Below are 20,495 nucleotides of genomic sequence, written 5' to 3' on the forward strand. Positions count from 1 at the left end.
TTGGTCGTGTGGGGAAAAAGGATTCTTAAGGGAAAAGGGCCTCGAAAGCCCTGTTCTCTTAAGCGTGCTTTCTTTTGGAGCTTTTCTTTTCACGCAAAAGAAAAGCGGAATCCGCAGAAATTATATATTACAGTAATAATTGTTTTAAGATAATAATGCAGGAATAAATCCGGAAGTGAAAAGCATTTTAACCGGTTTATCCCACATAAATTAACTTTCCTTTCGCTAATTGTATCTTGTTATGCAGGAAGTGAATAAATAAGTCAAAATTGATAAATAATTACATTAAAACTTTAGTTGACCAATTCTTTCCTTTCTGTTATAATTTGAGTATAGCATAATAGTATGCAAAAATCAAATAATAATCAAATACTTTAAATAATTATGCGGCAAGGAGCAGTTATGAAAAAAATAGTTATTACAGGTATGGGCGCAGTTACACCTATCGGCATAGGTGTAGATAATTACTGGGAAAATATCACAGCAGGCGCGTCCGGTATAGACACAATCAAAAGTTTTGACGCATCTGAACTTGCGGTTCAGATTGCGGGCGAAGTAAAGAATTTTAACCCGTCAGATTATATGCCGAAAGACTTAATCAGAAAAACGGATCCGTTTATGCAGTATGCATATATTGCTGCAGAGGAGGCTTTAAAGCAGAGCAACCTTGAAATTGAACCTGAACGCACAGGTATTGTAATGGGTACAGCTATGAACGGCATTGCTACAATTGCGTTCACTCAAGACGCACTTTCGGGTGCTGCACATAAAAAGGTAGGACCGAGATTTATTCCTAAAATTCTCGGCAACATTGCCGCTGCAAATATCGCAATCGACCACAATATTCAAGGTCCGAGCCTTACCGTAAGCACAGCTTGTTCATCGGGCGGTGATGCAATCAACACAGCTTGTATGTGTATGCAGACAGGCAAAGCCGATGTAATGCTCGCTGTCGGTGCGGAGTCGGTTCTCTGCCCACTCGTAATTTATTCGCTTGCAAACGCAAAGGCACTTTCACGCAGAAACGACTCCCCCGCTACCGCAAGCAGACCTTTTGATGTTACCCGTGACGGTTTTGTAATCGGAGAGGGCGGCGGTGCGCTTGTTCTCGAAACCGAGGAGCACGCGCTTGCAAGAGGCGCAAAGATTTACGGCGAAGTTCTCGGCTGCGGCAACACAGATGACGCTTACCATGTAACAGCTCCGCATCCGGAAGGAAGAGGCGCTATTGCTTGTATGAAACAGGCTATTGCACAGGCAAATATCGACGCATCACAAATAGGTTATGTAAACGCTCACGGCACAGCTACAAATAAGGGCGATACAGTTGAAACAGCGTCTATTAAAAATGTATTTGGTGACAAACTTCCGTATGTAAGCTCAACAAAGGGCGCAACAGGTCATATGATGGGCGCAGGCGGCATCACAGAGGTTATTACCTGCGTAAAGGCTATTGAAACAGGAGTAATTCCGCCGACAATCAACTTAAATGAAGTTGACCCCGAGTGCAGCGGAATAGACTTTGTCGCTAACACAGCAAAGAAAGCCGAAATAGATTATGCTATGTCGAACGCATTTGGCTTCGGCGGACAGAATTCAAGTATTATTGTAGGCAGATACAAGGGATAATCCCTAACGATATAAAGGAGAAATTTATGCAGTTTACTTATGATACAGATATGTTTGTAAAAACATTTGAAAGCGAATTTACATGGCTTAACGGCTTTATGAGAAATGTTCGCCGTTTTGGCAAGAGAACAGCTGTTATTGACCCTGCCCATAACATAAAGTGGACATATACAGAATTAAACACAGCTGCAAATAAGTTTGCAAATGCTATGAAAGCAGACGGTGTTAAAAAGGGCGATGTTGTATTTATGCAGCTTTTTAACTCTACACAATTTTTGCTTGGATATATATCACCGCAAAAACTCGGCGCTATCGGTAATCCCGCAAACTTTAATCTTTCTCCGGGCGAAACGGCGGAAATCATCGGTCACAACAAACCTACTGTATATATGTATGACACAGAAATCCTTGATACCGTTGTAAAGGCTCTTGAAATCACTTCTCATACTCCAAAGGTAATTATCGCCGTAAACAACTCCGGTAAAGAAATTGAACTTCCGCAGGGACATATTCTTTTTGAGGACTATATAAAAAATGCCTCCGAAGAAAATCCGCCTGTAGATTTTGAGCCGCATATATATGATGAGGTTGTTCGTTTGCAGACTTCGGGCACAACAGGCACACCAAAGGGTGTTCCGCTCAACAATGTAAACGAAGTGCTTTCGGCACACGATGTAATTATGCATTTCCCGCTCAACCCTACCGACATTACAATGAATATGACGCCGTGGTTCCACCGTGGCGGTTTACATTCGGGCGGTCCTACCCCTACTTTGTATGTAGGCGGATGTATTGTAATTATGCGTAATTTTAACCCTAAGACCTGCCTTGAATATGTAGAGAGCAATAAGATTACTTTTATAACAGGTGTACCGTCAATTCTCACTCTGCTTGCAAGCCGACAGGAAAAGCACCCTAAGAATATTTCTTCTTTAAAGGGTATAATAACTATGGGCAGTCCGCTTGAAAAAGAGGCTTGTATTCGTTTTCAGAATGTGCTTACACCTAATATTTTTAACGGCTACGGCACAACAGAAACATTTTGGAATACATTTTTACGCCCGTACGATTTACCTGAAATGGCAGGTTCTGCAGGTCGTTCATGTACTGATGATGAGGTAAGAATCGTAAACGTTTACGATGAGGGAAAAGCAAATCCAGATGATACTGTTCCTTGTGACGGCAAGACAGAGGGCGAAATAATTATTAAGTGCCCCGGTAAGACAACCTATTGCTATGTAGGCAACGAAAAAGCTACAAAGGATAAATTTGCCGACGGCTGGATGTACACAGGCGATGTAGGCACTTGGGACGAAAATCAATTTATCACAATTTCGGGCAGAAAAGATGATATGATTATCAGCAAGGGCGAAAATATCTACCCTGCAAGAATCGAAGAGGCTATCAATAAGCACCCTAAAGTTTCGGAATGTATAGTAACGGGTGTGCCTGACAGTGTTCGTGGCGAAAGCGTTGCAGCCTATGTTATTCCGCAGGACGAAAGCCTTACTGCCAAGGAGCTTTTTGAATTTTGCGCAAATTCCCCTGATATTTCAAAGTATCAGGCTCCGAGATATTACCGCTTTGTGACAGAATTGCCACATACGGCGACAGGTAAAAAGCAGCACTTCAAAATAAGACAGCAGGCTAAAGAAGATTTGAAAAACGGTTTGCTTATTAAAAAATAAAGGGTGATTTTTTGCAGATAAAACCATATTCAAGAAGAATCAATTACTATGAAACCGATATGATGAGCATAGTCCATCATTCAAATTATATCAGGTTCTTTGAGGAAGCACGATGTGACTTTATGGAGCAAATCGGCTGCGATGTAAGAGCACTTGAGGATAAAGGTGTTTCTATTGCCGTTGTTGACGCATACGCAAAGTACATTGTGCCGTTGAAATTTGACGATAAGGTTTACATCACAACAAAACTTACTAAGATGTCGGCAGCAAAGATGGAATTTGAATACGAAATCAGATTTGCTGATACCGACATTCTCGCAACAACAGGCAGAACCACGCATTGCTGTGTAAACCGCTCAAACAAACCTATGCCTATTAAAAAAGCTGACGCAAACTTGTACGAAACATTGCAAAATTTAATATAAGTTCTTTATTAAAGGTTTGTTGAATTTTTGGTGAATTGTTGCTTAGCGCAATGCTTTGTCAAGTAATTATAAAAATTTGCCAAAACACAATTCATTAAAGTACCGACATAAAACAGAACCGATAAAATAAGCAACCCTCTGTAAGCAAAAACTTACAGAGGGTTTGTTGTTCAGTATGGATTTTAAGTTGGATTTGACTTTATAATTTACTTTTGTCAACAAAGTGGCTGATTAAATCTTTACGGGTTACAATGCCTATGAATACTCCCGAATCATCTGTGACAGGGATAAAGTTCTGATTCAAGGCTCTCTCGTAAAGTTCTTTCATATCAACGCTTATTTTTACAGACGGGTTGAAGTCGGTGCGGATAAGGTCACGCACAAAATACTTTTCCTGCGATTTCATACCCTGCGTTTGCTTTTCGACTATGTACCATAAAAAGTCGCCCTCACTGACTGTGCCGACATACTTGCCGTATTCGTCAATAACAGGTACTGCGGTGTAGCTGTGCGCTTTCATTTTTTCAAGTGCCTGTCTTATGGTGCTGTCTTCATAAATATAAGCCACTGTTTCTTTTGGTTTTAATAGCATTACAATGTTCATTTTATTTCACCGAATTAACTTTCAGATTTGGCGGTCATATATATTTTGCCTATTGCAAATATAATTGCAAACAACAAAAGCGGCGGGTCTTGCTCAAGCAAGCCTGTAAGAATAAAAATTATACTCGGAAAAATTGCCGTCATCATATGCAGTGTGTGGTTTCTGCTGCGATAAAACATTATACAACTTACAATGTGCAGTAAAATTAAAAATACCGTTGAAACAATCCAAAAGTTGCGCATTGTTTCCGACAAAAATCCTTTACCCTGTATTCCGAATCCGCATACCATACAGAAGATTACCGCAAAACCGCCGATTTGTTCAAATGCTTTTAATCCTCTGTTTACCGTGTCTTTCGGCGGCTTGTACTTTTTGTCAATACATCTGAAAATCATCCAAATTATAAATAAAGCCGCAATAACGGGTATTCCGTAAAAATTAAAAAATTGCATTAAATCATCCTAAATATATTATCTGTTTTTATTAATTCTATCACAGTTTTTGATAATTCTCAAGTGCTTTATTCTACAAATTAGCGCAAAATATATATTTTTTACAACAAAAGTGCATAAGTGACAGAATTGTAAATTGATTTTTCAGAAAAAAGATTGTATTATATTAAAGTACACATTTTTGTGAATAGAAAATTTTGGAGGGGATTTCTTGAGCACCGAGAAAAAGCGAAAACGCTTTAGAATAAGCGGAAAGCTTATTTTTAATATAATAGTTCTTGGCATTACCTTTTATCTTATAGCCTTTTTCTGCGTTTCCGAAAACGGAATGATTGACTTGCTTTCTTCACCCGACGGTTTTATATGGGGATGGATAATTGCAGGCATAGTCGCATTTGATATGAATATAGTTATAGACAGTATTGTAACGCAGATACTTATTAGAATACAATATCCCGATTTCAGATTTATTGACGCTCTCAAAGTTGCGCTGGTCGGTGTTTTTTTCGGTGCTGTCACTCCGTCCAACACAGGCGGACAACCTATGCAGTTGTATCTTCTTTCAAAAATGAAAGTCGGAGTCGGGTTCGGCTCGGCGTGTATGACGCAAAAATTTGTTTATTATCAGATTGTTACGGGAGTATTCAGCGTACTTGCCATTATAATAAAGTTTGATTATTTTAAAGCGGCTTTTACCAATATATGGTCTACCCTGTTTATCGTACTCGGCTTTTTGACCCAAACAGTTGTTACCGTTTTGTTTTTGGTTGTATCGTTCAGTCCGAAAATTACAGGTAAAATTATTAAGTTTATAGATAAAATTTTACATAAATTCAAATTTATCAAAAATCCGGATAAAAAAGTGAAATCGCTTAAAGAGCAGGTTGAGCTTTTCCATACAGGCAACAAACTGCTTTATGAAAATAAAAAGCGTATGATGTTGCTTTATGCTCTCGTTGCACTGCAAGTAATTGCTATCCTCTCTGTTCCGTATTTTGTATATCTTTCTTTTGATATGCACAGCATTGCCGTTGAGCACGGTCAGGTTCCGCTTAATTTTCTTGATACAATTTGTATTCAGTCGTTTGTACTCTTTACTTCAAACCTTGTGCCTCTGCCGGGCGCATCCGGCGGCGCAGAGCTTGCGTTTACAATGTACTTTGGCCCGTTCTTTGTTGTGGGACTTGCAAACAAAATTAAGCCTGCAATCCTGTTGTGGAGATTTATTACATATTATGGCGCAATATTAATTTCCGCTCCGTTCTCTTACCTTACAAAGGGCAAAAGAATTGATGACGCCATTAAGGAAAATGAACTTTCCGACGAAAACGAACTTGAAAAAATAAAAACAGAATAAGCATAATTTTACTGTTCGGCACATTAAAAAGCAATGATAATGTGCCGAACTTTCTTTTATGTAAATCAAATCAATAATTGCGGCAGAAATATGCAATATTTTTTGAAGAATATTGCAAAAAAACTTGTTTTTGGTTCAATTCTGATTTATAATTATAAAGTAATAAGAGTGAAAGAGGAGATTTATATGGTTACACTTGATAAAATCTATCACGCATCTTATGTACTTAAAGATGTAGTTATCCCTACCCCGCTTGTTAAGGCAACCGCTATCAGCGATGATTGCGAAGTTTACCTTAAGCCTGAAAATTTGCAGATTACAGGTTCGTTTAAGGTAAGAGGCTCGGGATATAAGATTTCTCAGCTCACAGAAGAAGAAAAGAAGCGTGGCGTTATTGCTTGCTCGGCAGGTAATCACGCTCAAGGTGTTGCGCTTGCCGCAACAAAATACGGTATTAAATCACTTATCTGCTTGCCTGACGGCGCTCCGATCTCTAAGGTTGAGGCTACAAAGGGCTACGGCGCAGAGGTTTGTATGGTACCGGGTGTGTATGATGATGCCTACAATAAGGCTTGTGAGCTTCGTGACGAACATAACTATACTTTTATTCATCCGTTTGACGATGAAAATGTAATTGCCGGTCAGGGTACAATCGGTATTGAAATTCTTGAAGAATTGCCTGACGCAGACGCTGTAGTTTGTGCTATCGGCGGCGGTGGACTTATCTCGGGTGTTGCTTGCGCAATCAAGAGCCTTAACCCTAACATCAAGGTTTACGGTGTTCAGGCAGAGGGTGCTCCGTCAATGTACGAGTCAATCAAACAAGGTAAGCCTGTTCATCTTGACAAGGTATCAACTGTTGCTGACGGTATTCAGGTTAAAGAACCGGGTGAGCACACATTTAAGTATGTTCAGAAGTATGTCGATGACATTGTAACCGTAACCGATGATGAAATTTCATCTGCTATTTTAAAACTTATTGAATCACAGAAGATGATTGCCGAGGGCGCAGGCGCTGCACCTCTCGCAGCTGTAATGTTCAACAAACTTCCTGTAAAGGGCAAAAAAGTTGTTTGCGTAATTTCGGGCGGCAACATTGATGTTACTATCCTTTCAAGAGTAATTAAGCGTGGTCTTTTAAGATCGGGCAGATCACAGACACTTTGCATTGAACTTCAGGATAAACCGGGTCAGCTCAAGCAGGTAGCCGATATTATCGCTGACAAGGGCGGAAATGTTATTTCTATCCACCACGAGCGTGCAAGCGAGGGTACTGATATTAACGGCTGTTACCTAAGAATTGTACTTGAAACAAGAAACTTTGACCATGTAAAAGAAATTACAGACGCACTTATTAACGCAGGCTTTAAGCTTGTATAATATATGGAGGAATTTATTATGGAAAAAATCTATACAAAAAATGCTCCCGATGCTATCGGCCCATATTCACAGGCAGTTGTAGTAAACGGTCTTGTATTCACATCAGGTCAGATTGCAATTAACCCTGCAAGCGGCAATGTTGAGGCTACTACAATCGAGGCTCAGACAGAACAGGTTTGCACAAACCTTAAGAATGTTCTCGAGGCTTCCGGCAGTTCACTTGAAAAGGCTGTAAAGACAGTTTGTTTCTTAAAGGATATGAACGATTTTGCCGCATTCAACGCTGTATATGGCAAGTATTTCACGGAAAAGCCTGCCCGTTCCTGCGTAGCTGTAAAACAGCTCCCTAAGGATGTACTCGTTGAAGTTGAAGTAATCGCCGAAGTTTAATTCTGTATAAAATCTGTTGATTTTTCGGCTCTATGTCAATAGTTGGGGTAAACCCGAAAAAGAAGAATTGAAATGAACAAGCGATAGTAAATCAAGCTATCGCTTGTTTTTGCATTTGGTGAGAAAACATATGTAAAATACGGTTACGGAAACGCTTGAAATTTCTGTAGCCGTAAGCATTTCTTTTGAGAACTTTGATTTTGTTGTTGCAACCTTCAATAAAGCCGTTAGTGATTGACGCAGAAAATGAATTCAATATTCCTTTCAACCAATTTTGCATTGTTTTGGCACACTTAACGAGCTGAGGAATACCGCAGTCATATGCCGAGTTAATCCAGTCAGACATAGATTTTTTAGCTGATTTTCTGTCTTTGCAATCGAGGATTTTCAAAAAGTCCTCTTTGTAAAAATGAGCCGTACACAAATTAGGCGAGGCATACAGCATAACATTAACTTGTTGTTTTTGTTCATCGGTCAATTCATCAAATCTTTTAAGAAGTAGTTTTCTTGAATTTTTAAAATATTTGCGATAAGATTTACTGAATTTCTTTTGCTCTTCTTTTCTGACACTCTCAAAAGCCCAGAAAATTTGGCGTATCCAGTGGTATTTATCAACAATTTGTTCTGCATTCCCAAACCATACCGAGCCGATATTTGCAAACGGTTTCCACATATCGCTGACAAAATATTTAATTTTTTCTCTTTCGGACTTTTCAAAATTTCTGAAATATTCAGTCAAATAATATTCTGTCCTTGTCGGCAAAATATCTAAGACAGTTTTGTTGACGGGATCAGTAAGAATACATTGATATTTTTCTTTGCCGGCATTGCCTTTAAATTCATCAATGGAAATTGCTGTAGGAAGTTTTTTAAGTGAGTAAGAAATAAAATCAAATATTCTGATAACCGTAGGTATTGACAAATTGACCTCTTTGGCTATGCTCGTGAACGAGGTTTCACTCCGTAATTTGTTGATAACATAAGCAACCAACCTATTTGTCATTCTGTGAAAGCGAGGAAGAAATGTGTTCTTTTCGTAGAAACGCTTGCCGCAAGAGCAACGGTATCTACGCTTCTTGAGATGAATAAAAACAAATTTACCGAATGCAGGAATATCCTTAATTACCTGTTCTCGATAATCGTGAATTTTATCGGTGTGATTTCCACAGGCAGGACATTTGTGCATTTTTCGTTCAAGTTTGCAGTAAATATGGATAGTGCCATCAATTTCTTCAATGTTTTCAATTAAAATGTCTTGCAATCCTAAGAGTTTTTCGGTAAAATATTTGTAGAGCATATTTGTTCCTCCGTTTCTGGTTTCTAGTCAATTCCATTTTAACGGATTTTAGACAAATATGCTCTACTTTTTTTAAAATTATTTTTGTAGGATCTATTTGTTACCCCAACATTTATTATAGAGCCGATTTTTCAAAACAAAAACCTGCACTTTAATTATAGAGTGCAGGTTTTTTGCTTAGTAAACTGCTTTAGATAAATGATCATAAGCCGCAGACAGTATTCTTTTTGAGCTTTCATATTCAAAAGTATTGTAAGCCTCATCAAACGCTAAAAGTTTAACGGCTGATAATTCAGACTTTTGAAATTTTACATTCTGATTTTTATATTCAGCAAGAAAATAAACTATTTGCTTTACTGTATCGACTTTGCTCGGAATTATATGCTCGTCGACTACCCTAAAGCCATCAATAAGATTTGCTTTTACACCGACTTCTTCAAATATTTCTCGTAAGGCGGTTTGTTCTTCTGTTTCATCTGCTTCCATATGCCCTTTTGGAAATCCATGAAAGCCTTGAAGCTGCTGCAAATTAAAAATTTATATTCGTTGTTTTCTTTTGTAAATACAACAGCTCCGCAAGATTTTTCGCATTTCATAGGCTGATTAATTTATTCAATCACAAGTTCAACAGGGCAATGGTCGCTGCCGAAAACTTCGGTGTGAATATCGGCGCTGACAAGTCTTGAATCAAGGGCTTTTGATGTGAGAAAATAGTCAATACGCCAGCCTGCATTCTTTTCTCTCGCTTTAAATCTGTATGACCACCATGAGTATATTCCCTCTCTGTCGGGATAAAAATAGCGGAAAGTATCGGTAAATCCGCTGTCTAAAAGCGCAGTCATTTTACCTCTTTCCTCATCTGTAAAGCCTGCATTTTTGCGATTTGTCTTAGGATTTTTAAGGTCAATTTCATTATGCGCAACATTGAGGTCGCCGCATACGATTACGGGTTTTGTTTTTTCAAGATTTTTCAGATATTCTCTGAAAGCGTCCTCCCAAACCATTCTGTAATCAAGTCTTAATAACTCGTTTTTGGAATTTGGCGTATAGCAGGTCACAAAGTAATAGTCCTCAAATTCGGCGGTTATCACTCTGCCCTCTTTATCGTGTTCTTCAATTCCAAGTCCGTAGGTTACGCTTATCGGCTCTTCTTTTGTGAAAAGCGCAGTGCCCGAGTATCCCTTTTTTTCGGCGTAGTTCCAATACATATGATAGCCGTCAAGCTGCAAGTCGATCTGTCCTGCCTGCAATTTTGTTTCCTGCAAGCAAAATACATCTGCATTTACTTCATTAAAAAAGTCAAGAAAGCCCTTTGTTACGCAGGCTCTTAAACCGTTTACATTCCAAGATATAAATTTCTTCATAATTGCTCCTTATCCTATTATTTCTTCCCATTCTGCCTCTTTAAATCCTGTAAGTACCTTATCACCGTTAATGAGAATGGGGCGTTTTACTAACATTCCGTCGGTTGCAAGCAGTTGATATTTTTCTTCAAGCGACATTTGCGGCAGCTTGTCCTTTAAATTCATTGACTTATAAAGCATACCGCTTGTGTTGAAAAACTTTTTAATGTCAAGTCCGCTCATTTCGTGCCATTGCTTTAATTCCTCGGCTGTCGGATTATTTTCAACAATGTGTCTGTCCTCGTAATCGGCACCTTTGCTGTCTAAGAAATTCTTAGCCTTTTTGCAGGTCGAACATTTCGGATATTCTAAAAATAACATAATATCACTCCAAATAAAAAATACAACTATAGTATAAAATATTTTCGGCTAATAATCAACATTTTCGGCTCTTTGCTTGAAAATAATTTTGATTTTATATATAATATTTATTATGGATAAGTTTGAACTTCTAAAACAATACTTCGGCCACGATTCGTTTCGTGACGGTCAGGAAAATATAATAGATAATATTTCAAGCGGCAGAGATGCGCTTTGTATTATGCCTACGGGCGGCGGAAAGTCGATTTGCTATCAGATTCCGGCACTTATGTCGGACGGAATTGCAATTGTGATTTCTCCGCTTATTTCGTTGATGAAAGACCAGGTTACTTCGCTTAATCAAAACGGAATCAGAGCGGCATACATTAACAGCACGCTTACTTCCACCCAACAGTCGAAAGCAATTTATAACGCTATGCGAGGCGAATACAAACTGATTTATGTTGCGCCCGAAAGGCTTGAAGCGCCCGCTTTTCTTAATCTTTGCAACAGTATAAAAATTTCTCTGATTGCGGTTGATGAGGCACACTGTGTATCGCAATGGGGTCACGACTTTCGCACAAGCTATTTGAAAATATCCGATTTTATTTCTAAACTTGATGACAGACCGGTCGTTTCCGCATTTACGGCAACGGCTACCGACGCTGTAAAAAGGGATATTCTAAATCTGCTCGGTCTTAAAAATCCTTTTGAAATAACAACGGGTTTTGACAGAAAAAATTTGTTCTTCGCCGTAAAGCGTCCGCAAAACAAGCAAAAAGAATTACTCGCCATTGTGAGCGAACACAAAAATCAGAGCGGAATAATTTACTGTGCTACCCGTAAAAATGTAGAAAAAGTCAGCGATTTTCTCAATGAAAACGGCTATGAATCTCTGATTTATCACGCAGGATTGAGCAATGAAATACGAAGCAAAAATCAGGACGATTTCATTAATGACAGATGCAATCTGATTGTTGCAACCAATGCTTTCGGAATGGGAATTGATAAGCCCGATGTGCGCTTTGTGGTGCATTATAATATGCCGAAAAATCTTGAAAACTACTATCAGGAGGCAGGCAGAGCAGGTCGTGACGGCGAAAACTCCGATTGCGTTTTGCTGTACAGCCCCGGTGATGTTCATACACAAAAATTTTTTATTGAAAATAATGACGAGAATGCCGAACTTACCGAAGAACAGCGTGAGAAAATCAAGAAAAATGATTACTATAAACTTAATAAAATGGTAGGTTACTGTACATCTACCACCTGCCTTAGAAATTATATTCTAAACTACTTTGGTGAGTATCACACAAACGAGTGCAAAAACTGCTCGGCTTGTCTTAAAGAATACAGGCTTACTGATGTAACGGTAGATTCGCAGAAGATTCTTTCTTGCATTATACGAACAGGGCAGCGGTTCGGCACGTCTACAATATCCGCCGTGCTTGCAGGCTCAAAAAGCGAGAATATTTACAAATACAGGTTAAATAATCAGTCTACATATGGCATAATGAGTGACAAGCGCAGAACGGTTATAAACGAGCTTATAACAAGGCTTATTGACGAAGAGTATATAACTCAAACCGAGGACAAATACCCTGTTTTAAAGGTAACACAAAAATCATATCCGATTTTGAAAGGGCAAAAAAGCCTTACAATGCGCCTCGCCGTTAAAGAGGAGCTGCACAGAGAAATTCAGCATACAGAGGTCGATAAGGTGTTGTTTGACAAACTTAAGGAGATCAGAAAATATCTTGCGGATAAAGCCAGCGTTCCTCCGTATGTTATATTCAGCGACGCATCTTTGCGTGATATGTGCGCAAAACTTCCGACAAACGAAAATGATTTCTTAAGAATATCCGGTGTCGGTATTAAAAAGCAGGAAAAATACGCAAAAGAATTTATCCAGATTATTAAGGAATATAAGGAAGAAAAGTTTTAAAATACGGCATACCATTAGGTGTGCCGTGTTTATGTTTAATGATAAAATCCGACCTCCAAATTGTTAGATTTTTGGTCTGACTTTTGGAGGTCACTTTAAAACTGTGTATTAATATTATATATAATGTATATTGACTTACAAGTATTTTTCTAAGAATATTATTCCTTTTTATGTTTATGAATTGCATATGCAACTGCACCTGTTGCGGTGGCACCCGCTACAGCTCCGACCCCAGCGGCTGCAACTGAATTTCCTGAATTGGCAGTACTTTTAACAGCTTCGGTAGTTGCTTGAACAACTGTGCTGTTTTCAATTCTTGTGTCAGGTACAGTTGTAGGAGCGGTTGTAGGTAACGGCTTAGTAGTTGGCGGAACAGTCACTTTGTGTGTAGTCGGAGGATCGGTTACTACATTACTGTGTGATGCATGAGAACTATGTTCAGTTGCTATGTTCGAATGTGAGGCATGTGAAGCATGAGAATTATGCTCAGTAGCAACATTCGAATGTGAACTGTGACTACTGTGCGAATCATGTGACGAATGGCTTTTAGCAGATGTATGTGACACATGAGAACGATGATAAGAAGTTGATGAATGCGAAGAATGTGAACTGTGAGAAGAATGTGCGGCTTGAGCATTTATCCCTGCAATTATGCTCAACAAAATCACCATTGAACCAACTGCAAGTATCTTGTTTCTTGTTATATTACCTTCTTCATCATTGATAAAATTGATTATCTCTTTCTTAACCCTTGGAAACATATCATTTTCCATAAATTTAAACCTACCATTTCTCTATTATTGATTTCTCTTTTTCATTTTGGAGTGCAGAGAAAATCTTATCAAGAATTCCTCTATATGTTTTACATCTGTAAGAATTCGGTTCTTTGTTAAATATATTTTTATTTAATGCCAAATTTGTTACAGGACAAGTTCCGCAATAGGGGCTGTAAACGCAATCGTGACAGGTTGGGAGTGATTCAAGTACGCTTGAAATACAAGCGGCTTTACAATTATTGCAATTTATAAGTTCATCATATGTATTGTTATACACATTACCGAGTTTAAAGGAATCATCTCCCATTTCAGCAAGCATTCTTCCCTCATCGCAAGTATAGACATTACCGTCGAAATAATAAGCAATTTGGCCAATACCTGCTCCACATGGAGAACGCAGCTCCATATAATTCACGGGATAGCCATGCAGAATCTTAGATAAAAAAATTGTAGCGTGACCTTCGCTAATTTCTGTTCCATTCATATTGAGTTGCAAAATATAATCAAAAGCTTTGTTGTAAAATTCTATGAATTTTTCGGCAGAATATCCGACAAAATTCCAATCTTTATTTGCACAACCAAGAGGAGTAAGCGGTCGGATAAAAATGCTTTTTAAGCCCATTGAAATATACTCGTCAATTATTTCTTTATAAAACGGCAGACTGTTGGAAGTTGTAGTTTGAATTGCACCAAACCTTACACCATTAACTTTCAATAGTTCAATAGAGTGTTTCACATCAGAATACGAACCTTTGCCGTTGCGATAACGCCTGTTCATATTATGCACAAGTTCATTGCCGTCAATTGAAGTTGATATGCCTACATTATATTTTTTAATAAAATCAACAATGTCCTGAGTTATAAGCGTGAGGTTTGTCACGATGTTATATGTAATATTTTTTGATCTTTTATTTAACTCCGTATATTCCACGATATGTTGAATAACAGAAAAATTAGCAAGAGGTTCCCCACCCTGAAATTCAAACGAAAGGTTATCATTTGGTGAAGTCAAAGCTATATCCACGGCTCTTTCTGCAATCTCTTCTGTCATAAATCCGTTAGGTATTTCGTTACCGTTTTGAGTTTGACAATATACACATTTTAAATTACAACTTTTAGTAACAACAAAAATGTGCAATCCGGTTGACGAGAAAAGATAATTTTTACTGTCACGAAAATACGGTTTTACTTTTTCGGCAAATCCTCTAGGAGAACCATTGTAACAAAACATATTTTTCTCTGCTGATTTTCCAAAATCTGAATTCATATCTACTTGATTATTTATTAGAGAAAAAAGTTCTTTTTTATCCGCAAACAAATATCGTCCTAAATCATTTGTAATAAGATATTTATTATTAAATTTTTTAAAATTAAAATAATTAATCATATTTTTATTTTCCTAACGGTATGATATCATCCTTTGAATGTCTTACAGTGCCCGCAAACATTCCGCCGCATGCATCTTTTTGATAGCATTTTTCACATTGTTCTACATACCTGATTTTATAATCACTAATGCTTTTTTCGCAAAGACTTCTGTACTTCTTATCAACAGCGCAAAGAGGGAAATTATACAATCCCACATCAATGCCTGCGCCAATCAGCAAATCAATTGCTTCCTTTGAGGCTCTAAAAGAATCCGGATAGCTTATCCATACTCTGTTTTTATTCTTTGCAGCATTGCCTGTCATTTCAAGTCCTATAAAATTTACACACCCAACGCCTAAGAAGTTTTCGGTAATGAGTTTAGCTATGTTGGTTATGAAATTTGCATTTAGTTTGCTTACAACTATACGCAGTTCTATTTTTGCTCCGATAGACAACAAATTCAACAAACCGTTGAATGTTTGAATAAAACTTCCTTTAGCCTGAGTAATACAATCGTGAGTTTCGCTGTTATACCCATGAATAGGTATTCCTAATTTGAGAGTGCGAGGACAAGTTTGCTTAAATAAATTAAGGTACTCTTTATTGCTGAAGATTCTACCATTTGTGAGTAACAAATACGAAGTATTCGGCAAATTTTCTCTAAGAAAATAAAGCAAATCGAAAATACTTTTGCCTATCAAAAACGGTTCTCCGCCTGTAATTGTTATGTGACACACATCGTCCGGAAAATATTTTGCTATATTTATAAGTTCATCACCGTAATAATTCTCGCCGTTTTTTCGTATAGACTCAGCAGTCGGACACATAACGCAATTTGAATTACATCTGTTTGTAACAAGAATTGCATTATCAAGTGAAGCATTATTAAAGTATTTATAGGCATTACCTCGGCTGTCAACCTGAAAAATATCATAATCGGTACACGAACTAAATCTTTGCGTTTCTTCTTCTGACAAATTGAGAGTAATGTTTTCAGGGTATATGATAATACTTCTATTGCCCAAGAGTCCCGTACTCAAGTCTTTTCCCAATAAATAGTCTTTTACGCTCTCACTCTTAGCAAATGAAAATATTCTTGGTTTTTCATCATAATCTTTAATTCTTATAATCAATTTAGCATTACTCCCACAATGATATAGGTTACTATTCCAAGTGAAATAAATATAGCAAACGGTATCTTTCGCACTATTTTAACTGTTTTGCTTCCATAACTTGACTTTTCCCATCGGCGAATACTTTCACATTCACTTTCAGATAATCTATCACTTATGTTTTCGTTTGATATATCAGGCAGCCCTTTTACTCTTGAATTCAAAAACAACATTGAAGTTTCAGTGGAAATAATCATACCTGCCTTAACATCAGAGGTATTAATGTATTCATAATTGTACTCGCTGATAAAAAGTTTCATAAGCATAACTATAAATACAAGTCCGAAATTAACAATATACATAATTCCAAACGATTGCCTTAGGCATATAAATATAACTGCCAAAATCAATGCTATTGGCAGAATTATCCTTTTATCAAGACGCTTAAATGAATTCAGCAAAATAACAAAAGATATATTTATTGCTAACAGCACAAATATGTAATGCATAAAGAACTCAGAGAAAAAGTATAAAAATATGTTGTCAATTGCTATTATGCAACAAACGGACGATATGTAGTTTAACATGAACGACTTCATACCGGATTTAATTTTAGCTTTATCAGCGATTTTTTTCTGTTTAATACCGCAATATATAGAATCAAAAATAAGGAATATGTAACTGAATGCAAACGCAAACGCAATTACAAAAATTATAGAAAAATTCAGAAAATTAAATTTAGAGTATAATTCTACCGGTGCTAAAAGTGAAAGTGCAATCAAAAGCTTGCAATCACCTGCCGCCCAAATGTGTGCAATGTATAAGATAACAGATATTATTAGAGAAGTTAAAATACTAATTACAGAATCAAGTAGTGTTTCAACTCCGAAAAACATATACTGCAAAACAAGCAAGACAGTTCCAAACAAAGGAAACGGCAACAAATAAAGATTCTTTACATATCCGAATTTTATATCAGTATAAGATGAGCCTATACATAAAATAATAATCAAAACAACTTTTAATACGGTTAAAATGTTCATTTATATCACATTCATTAGATCAATAATGTAGTTGGAAAATTCACAGACAGTTAAATTTATGTCCAATTTTGAGTTTAACACTCTGCAAATTATTTTGTTGTCGTATTTTTCAAGAATAATTTCTGCAATATCAGAAAAATCTTCAATGGATTTTTCAATACACTTTTGATCATATAAATTCAAATCAAATTCAATTATTTTCATTGTTTTCAAACCAATCTGTAAGTATTTCATCAGCGTTAAAATCAATTGTTTGCTTCTTAGGTTCCTCATCATTGATTATTGTAGATGCCATAGCTCGTGCCACCATAATTTTTCTGATGTCTGCGGTTTCCAAATACACCTTATGTCGCATTGTTTGAAAGATCATTTCGTTGTCAAATTCTTGTTCTGATACAGTATTTCCCTCTTTTATGACAAAATCAACGATATATTCATTTTCTGTTTGACTAAGATGTATATATGCCTTGTCAGTAAAATTAAATGCAGCTTTTAATAAAGCCTCTTTACAATATAAATTTCGGTTATATTTTAATAACATAAAATACCTTCTTTACTTATCTTCTGCATTATTCTATCATATTTTTAAGATTTACTCAATTATAAATAGTTCTAATTTGTCACATATTATTTTATACATTTTGCTAAAAAGTCTTAATTTTGACAAATAAGCTGTTAATTGACGCAAGCATTGAATTAACACTGCGTATGGCGTAGTTATCGCATATCAGTTTGTTTTTATAGGCAATAACTTTTTCTTTTGTGATTTCAACACTTTTCACATAAGCGAAAAAAAGTTTTACATCACGAATATATTTTTCTATTGTATTTTTACTTTTTTCTTCGTTTTTAAGATATATGGCGAATGATGATATTTTATCATCTGTTAAAACTCTTTCTTTCATCGTGTTTACCTCCGTTAAGTATTAATAATATTTTATACGAAAAACACGAATATAAATTAACGGCATACCATTTCTGTAATTTAACATTGAAATGGTATGCCGTTTCTGATTACAAATCCTGCAAATCTGCGCTTGGAATATCGTTTTCAAGATTATCTCTTGCTAAGTCGTTGTCTATATAAGAATAAAAATTTGAAATAGGTCTTTCGCTGTGCGGTTTACTGTGATACACTTTTTGTGACGGCGGCTGTGTGCCTGCAATAATCGGATTGGCTTTTTCGTTGCTAAGTTTAGCTCCGCCCTGCAATTCGGGTACAATCTCTGCTCTGTTTTTATTTTTATCGTAAATGTTATCTGCTCTGTGCATTCCTTTTTTAGCCATTAAAATCACCTCAAAAGTATTTTGCACAGTAAAAACAGAATTATTAGCATATGAAATAAAGAGCCTTACAATAAAAGCAAAATAAACATATAAAAAATCCTGCCTGAAAAATCAGACAGGATTTTGAATTTATTAAAGGATTTAATTAGCAAACGCCCTGAGCAATCATTGAATCTGCAACCTTCTCAAAGCCTGCGATGTTAGCACCTACTACATAGTTGCCCTCATAGCCGTACTTCTTAGCAGCATTGTCAATGTTGTGGAAAATATTAACCATAATGTTCTTGAGCTTAGCGTCAACTTCATCAAATGTCCATGAAAGACGCTGTGAGTTCTGTGACATCTCAAGAGCAGAAGTAGCAACACCGCCTGCGTTAGCTGCCTTACCCGGAGCGAAGAGTAAACCTGCCTCCTGGATGAGCTTTGTAGCCTCAAGAGTTGTAGGCATATTAGCGCCCTCTGCTACTGCATAGCAACCGTTAGCGATAAGTCTCTTAGCATCGTCAGCGTTAAGCTCGTTCTGTGTAGCACATGGAAGAGCAACATCACACTTAACTGACCAATCGAATTTACCCTCATGGTACTCTGCATTTGGACGGTAGTTCTTGTACTCTGAAAGTCTGCCTCTCTTAACTTCCTTGATTTCCTTAACAGCGTCAAGGTCGATACCCTCTGCATCGTAAACCCAACCTGTTGAATCAGAAAGTGTAACTACCTTAGCACCAAGCTCTGTAGCTTTCTGTGTAGCGTAAATAGCAACATTACCTGCACCTGAAATACAAACTGTAGCACCGTTGATGTCTTTACCGTTGCACTTGAGCATTTCCTCTGTGAGGTAAAGAAGACCGTAACCTGTAGCCTCTGTTCTTGCTAAAGAACCGCCCCAGTTGAGGCCCTTACCTGTAAGAACGCCCTCGTATACATTTCTGATTCTCTTATACTGACCGAACATATAACCGATCTCACGAGCGCCTGTACCGATGTCGCCTGCAGGAACGTCTGTGTCAGCACCGATGTGCTTGCAAAGCTCTGTCATAAAGCTCTGGCAGAAAGCCATAACTTCGTTGTCGCTCTTGCCCTTAGGGTCAAAGTCAGAGCCGCCCTTACCGCCGCCGATAGGAAGACCTGTTAATGAGTTCTTGAAAATCTGCTCAAAACCGAGGAACTTAATTACACCAAGGTTTACAGACGGATGTAATCTTAAACCGCCCTTGTAAGGTCCGATAGCGCTGTTGAACTGTACACGGAAACCACGGTTTACCTGTACCTTGCCGTTATCGTCAACCCAAGGAACTCTAAACATAATAACACGCTCAGGCTCTGTGATTCTTTCGAGAATTGCGTTCTCCTGATACTTAGGATTAGCCTCAAATACAGGCTCAAGTGATGTTAAAACTTCTGTAGCTGCCTGAATAAACTCAGGTTCATTTGGATTTTTTGCTTTAAGCTTTTCGAGCTGTTCACTTACATACGACATTGTATGTTCCTCCTTATTAATTCAAAACAATTTATCATTACCACAATTAAATATTGTTTGTGGCTTTCGACATACTTATAATACTACTTTTTTAACCGTTTTGCAAGTTTTTTAAATAAAGTTTATAAACTTGTTAATATTTAGCTATTATTTTGTCGAAAATAAAAATATTTTACCTAAGTTATGAAAGTTGCTTGTGCTCGAGTTGCTTTGAAATAAGTTTTTAACACCAACTTACCGTTTTGTATAGTTCGTCAGTTGAATTTTTAACACTTGTTTTAGTTGCAAACGCACATAAACAATGATATAATACAAATAGTAATATTTTGAAATGCGGTGATTTTATGGACTACACTAAAAGATTAAGGGAATTAAGAATCGCAAACGGATATACTCAAGCTGAGATTGCTTTTCTGCTACATACAAGGCAGGAACAGTACAGCAAATATGAAAGCGGAAAGCGTGAGTTGCCTATAAAGCATTTGATTTCACTTTGTATGATTTACAGAGTGTCTAGTGATTACATTCTCGGTCTTGATAAATTCAATAAATAACGGTTATG

Annotated in this window: 23 protein-coding genes; 8 read left to right on the forward strand and 15 right to left on the reverse strand. The window is 37.2% G+C overall.

Going from position 1 to position 20,495, the window contains the following annotated elements; all coding sequences use genetic code 11:
* Positions 1 to 402: 402 nt before the first annotated feature.
* From fabF to I2E21_RS01660, 3 genes are read left to right on the forward strand one after another with little or no spacing between them, the layout of a single operon-like run.
* Positions 403 to 1,629: a beta-ketoacyl-ACP synthase II gene (fabF, locus tag I2E21_RS01650; protein ID WP_195410215.1), complete on the forward strand. Its 1,227-nt coding sequence runs from the start codon at positions 403 to 405 to the stop codon at positions 1,627 to 1,629.
* Positions 1,630 to 1,655: 26 nt separating this feature from the next.
* A complete protein-coding gene (locus tag I2E21_RS01655; RefSeq protein WP_195410216.1) occupies positions 1,656 to 3,317 on the forward strand; it encodes an AMP-binding protein in 1,662 nt (553 codons plus the stop codon).
* An 11-nt stretch (positions 3,318 to 3,328) separates the two neighbouring features.
* The gene (locus tag I2E21_RS01660) at positions 3,329 to 3,742 is read left to right on the forward strand and encodes a thioesterase family protein (RefSeq protein WP_195410217.1); all 414 of its coding nucleotides are present in this window, start codon (positions 3,329 to 3,331) and stop codon (positions 3,740 to 3,742) included.
* A 199-nt stretch (positions 3,743 to 3,941) separates the two neighbouring features.
* Here the strand turns inward: I2E21_RS01660 and I2E21_RS01665 are convergent, their stop codons facing one another.
* Both I2E21_RS01665 and I2E21_RS01670 read right to left on the reverse strand, forming a co-directional pair.
* A complete protein-coding gene (locus tag I2E21_RS01665) occupies positions 3,942 to 4,346 on the reverse strand; it encodes a CBS domain-containing protein (RefSeq protein ID WP_022234263.1) in 405 nt (134 codons plus the stop codon).
* A gap of 14 nt (positions 4,347 to 4,360) precedes the next feature.
* Positions 4,361 to 4,798, reverse strand: a complete 438-nt coding sequence (locus I2E21_RS01670) for a hypothetical protein (RefSeq protein WP_022234262.1) — start codon at positions 4,796 to 4,798, stop codon at positions 4,361 to 4,363.
* Between the two features lie 211 nt (positions 4,799 to 5,009).
* Here I2E21_RS01670 and I2E21_RS01675 point away from each other — a divergent pair, with 211 nt between their 5' ends.
* From I2E21_RS01675 to I2E21_RS01685, 3 genes are all read left to right on the forward strand, one after another.
* A complete protein-coding gene (locus I2E21_RS01675) occupies positions 5,010 to 6,155 on the forward strand; it encodes a lysylphosphatidylglycerol synthase transmembrane domain-containing protein (protein ID WP_195410218.1) in 1,146 nt (381 codons plus the stop codon).
* 186 nt (positions 6,156 to 6,341) lie between these two features.
* Complete coding sequence (gene ilvA / locus I2E21_RS01680) at positions 6,342 to 7,535, forward strand: threonine ammonia-lyase (RefSeq protein ID WP_186934770.1); 1,194 nt, start codon at positions 6,342 to 6,344, stop codon at positions 7,533 to 7,535.
* Positions 7,536 to 7,553: 18 nt separating this feature from the next.
* Positions 7,554 to 7,925: a RidA family protein gene (locus I2E21_RS01685; RefSeq protein WP_207735294.1), complete on the forward strand. Its 372-nt coding sequence runs from the start codon at positions 7,554 to 7,556 to the stop codon at positions 7,923 to 7,925.
* A gap of 91 nt (positions 7,926 to 8,016) precedes the next feature.
* Here the strand turns inward: I2E21_RS01685 and I2E21_RS01690 are convergent, their stop codons facing one another.
* From I2E21_RS01690 to I2E21_RS01705, 4 genes are all read right to left on the reverse strand, one after another.
* On the reverse strand, positions 8,017 to 9,222 hold the full coding sequence (locus I2E21_RS01690; protein WP_195410219.1) for an ISL3 family transposase: 1,206 nt from the start codon (positions 9,220 to 9,222) through the stop codon (positions 8,017 to 8,019).
* Positions 9,223 to 9,399: 177 nt separating this feature from the next.
* Positions 9,400 to 9,750: an NUDIX domain-containing protein gene (locus I2E21_RS01695; protein WP_279310038.1), complete on the reverse strand. Its 351-nt coding sequence runs from the start codon at positions 9,748 to 9,750 to the stop codon at positions 9,400 to 9,402.
* 80 nt (positions 9,751 to 9,830) lie between these two features.
* A complete protein-coding gene (locus tag I2E21_RS01700) occupies positions 9,831 to 10,586 on the reverse strand; it encodes an exodeoxyribonuclease III (protein ID WP_022234257.1) in 756 nt (251 codons plus the stop codon).
* Positions 10,587 to 10,595: 9 nt separating this feature from the next.
* Positions 10,596 to 10,946 (reverse strand): arsenate reductase family protein, encoded by a 351-nt coding sequence (locus I2E21_RS01705; RefSeq protein ID WP_022234256.1) that lies wholly within the window; start codon positions 10,944 to 10,946, stop codon positions 10,596 to 10,598.
* 112 nt (positions 10,947 to 11,058) lie between these two features.
* Here I2E21_RS01705 and recQ point away from each other — a divergent pair, with 112 nt between their 5' ends.
* A complete protein-coding gene (recQ, locus tag I2E21_RS01710; protein WP_195410221.1) occupies positions 11,059 to 12,870 on the forward strand; it encodes a DNA helicase RecQ in 1,812 nt (603 codons plus the stop codon).
* 158 nt (positions 12,871 to 13,028) lie between these two features.
* On the opposite strand, the gene hxsA3 is transcribed toward recQ, so the two are convergent.
* The 9 genes from hxsA3 to gdhA form a co-directional block, all read right to left on the reverse strand.
* Entirely contained in the window at positions 13,029 to 13,643 is a 615-nt protein-coding gene (gene hxsA3 / locus I2E21_RS01715; protein ID WP_195410222.1) for a His-Xaa-Ser repeat protein HxsA3, read from the reverse strand.
* A 10-nt stretch (positions 13,644 to 13,653) separates the two neighbouring features.
* Positions 13,654 to 15,033 carry a His-Xaa-Ser system radical SAM maturase HxsB gene (hxsB, locus tag I2E21_RS01720; protein WP_195410223.1) on the reverse strand — a complete coding sequence of 460 codons (1,380 nt, stop codon included), beginning with the start codon at positions 15,031 to 15,033 and terminating at the stop codon, positions 13,654 to 13,656.
* 4 nt (positions 15,034 to 15,037) lie between these two features.
* Positions 15,038 to 16,147, reverse strand: a complete 1,110-nt coding sequence (gene hxsC, locus I2E21_RS01725) for a His-Xaa-Ser system radical SAM maturase HxsC (protein WP_195410224.1) — start codon at positions 16,145 to 16,147, stop codon at positions 15,038 to 15,040.
* A complete protein-coding gene (locus I2E21_RS12180; RefSeq protein WP_243240572.1) occupies positions 16,144 to 16,488 on the reverse strand; it encodes a hypothetical protein in 345 nt (114 codons plus the stop codon). Before I2E21_RS12180 ends, hxsC begins: the two co-directional genes overlap by 4 nt.
* A 681-nt stretch (positions 16,489 to 17,169) precedes the next feature.
* Positions 17,170 to 17,373: an HxsD-like protein gene (locus I2E21_RS01735; protein ID WP_195410226.1), complete on the reverse strand. Its 204-nt coding sequence runs from the start codon at positions 17,371 to 17,373 to the stop codon at positions 17,170 to 17,172.
* A complete protein-coding gene (hxsD, locus tag I2E21_RS01740) occupies positions 17,360 to 17,710 on the reverse strand; it encodes a His-Xaa-Ser system protein HxsD (RefSeq protein WP_195410227.1) in 351 nt (116 codons plus the stop codon). The genes I2E21_RS01735 and hxsD overlap by 14 nt, the downstream gene beginning before the upstream one ends.
* 103 nt (positions 17,711 to 17,813) lie before the next feature.
* Positions 17,814 to 18,074, reverse strand: a complete 261-nt coding sequence (locus I2E21_RS01745) for a site-specific integrase (protein WP_195410228.1) — start codon at positions 18,072 to 18,074, stop codon at positions 17,814 to 17,816.
* A gap of 109 nt (positions 18,075 to 18,183) precedes the next feature.
* On the reverse strand, positions 18,184 to 18,456 hold the full coding sequence (locus I2E21_RS01750; protein ID WP_195410229.1) for a hypothetical protein: 273 nt from the start codon (positions 18,454 to 18,456) through the stop codon (positions 18,184 to 18,186).
* A gap of 145 nt (positions 18,457 to 18,601) precedes the next feature.
* Positions 18,602 to 19,933 carry an NADP-specific glutamate dehydrogenase gene (gene gdhA, locus I2E21_RS01755; RefSeq protein ID WP_195410230.1) on the reverse strand — a complete coding sequence of 444 codons (1,332 nt, stop codon included), beginning with the start codon at positions 19,931 to 19,933 and terminating at the stop codon, positions 18,602 to 18,604.
* 344 nt (positions 19,934 to 20,277) lie between these two features.
* On the opposite strand from gdhA, the gene I2E21_RS01760 reads away from it, so the two are divergent.
* Positions 20,278 to 20,487: a helix-turn-helix transcriptional regulator gene (locus I2E21_RS01760; protein WP_022234942.1), complete on the forward strand. Its 210-nt coding sequence runs from the start codon at positions 20,278 to 20,280 to the stop codon at positions 20,485 to 20,487.
* Positions 20,488 to 20,495: the final 8 nt, after the last annotated feature.

This window comes from Ruminococcus sp. BSD2780120874_150323_B10 (assembly GCF_015553695.1).
In the GTDB taxonomy this organism is placed as follows: domain Bacteria; phylum Bacillota; class Clostridia; order Oscillospirales; family Acutalibacteraceae; genus Ruminococcoides; species Ruminococcoides intestinale_A.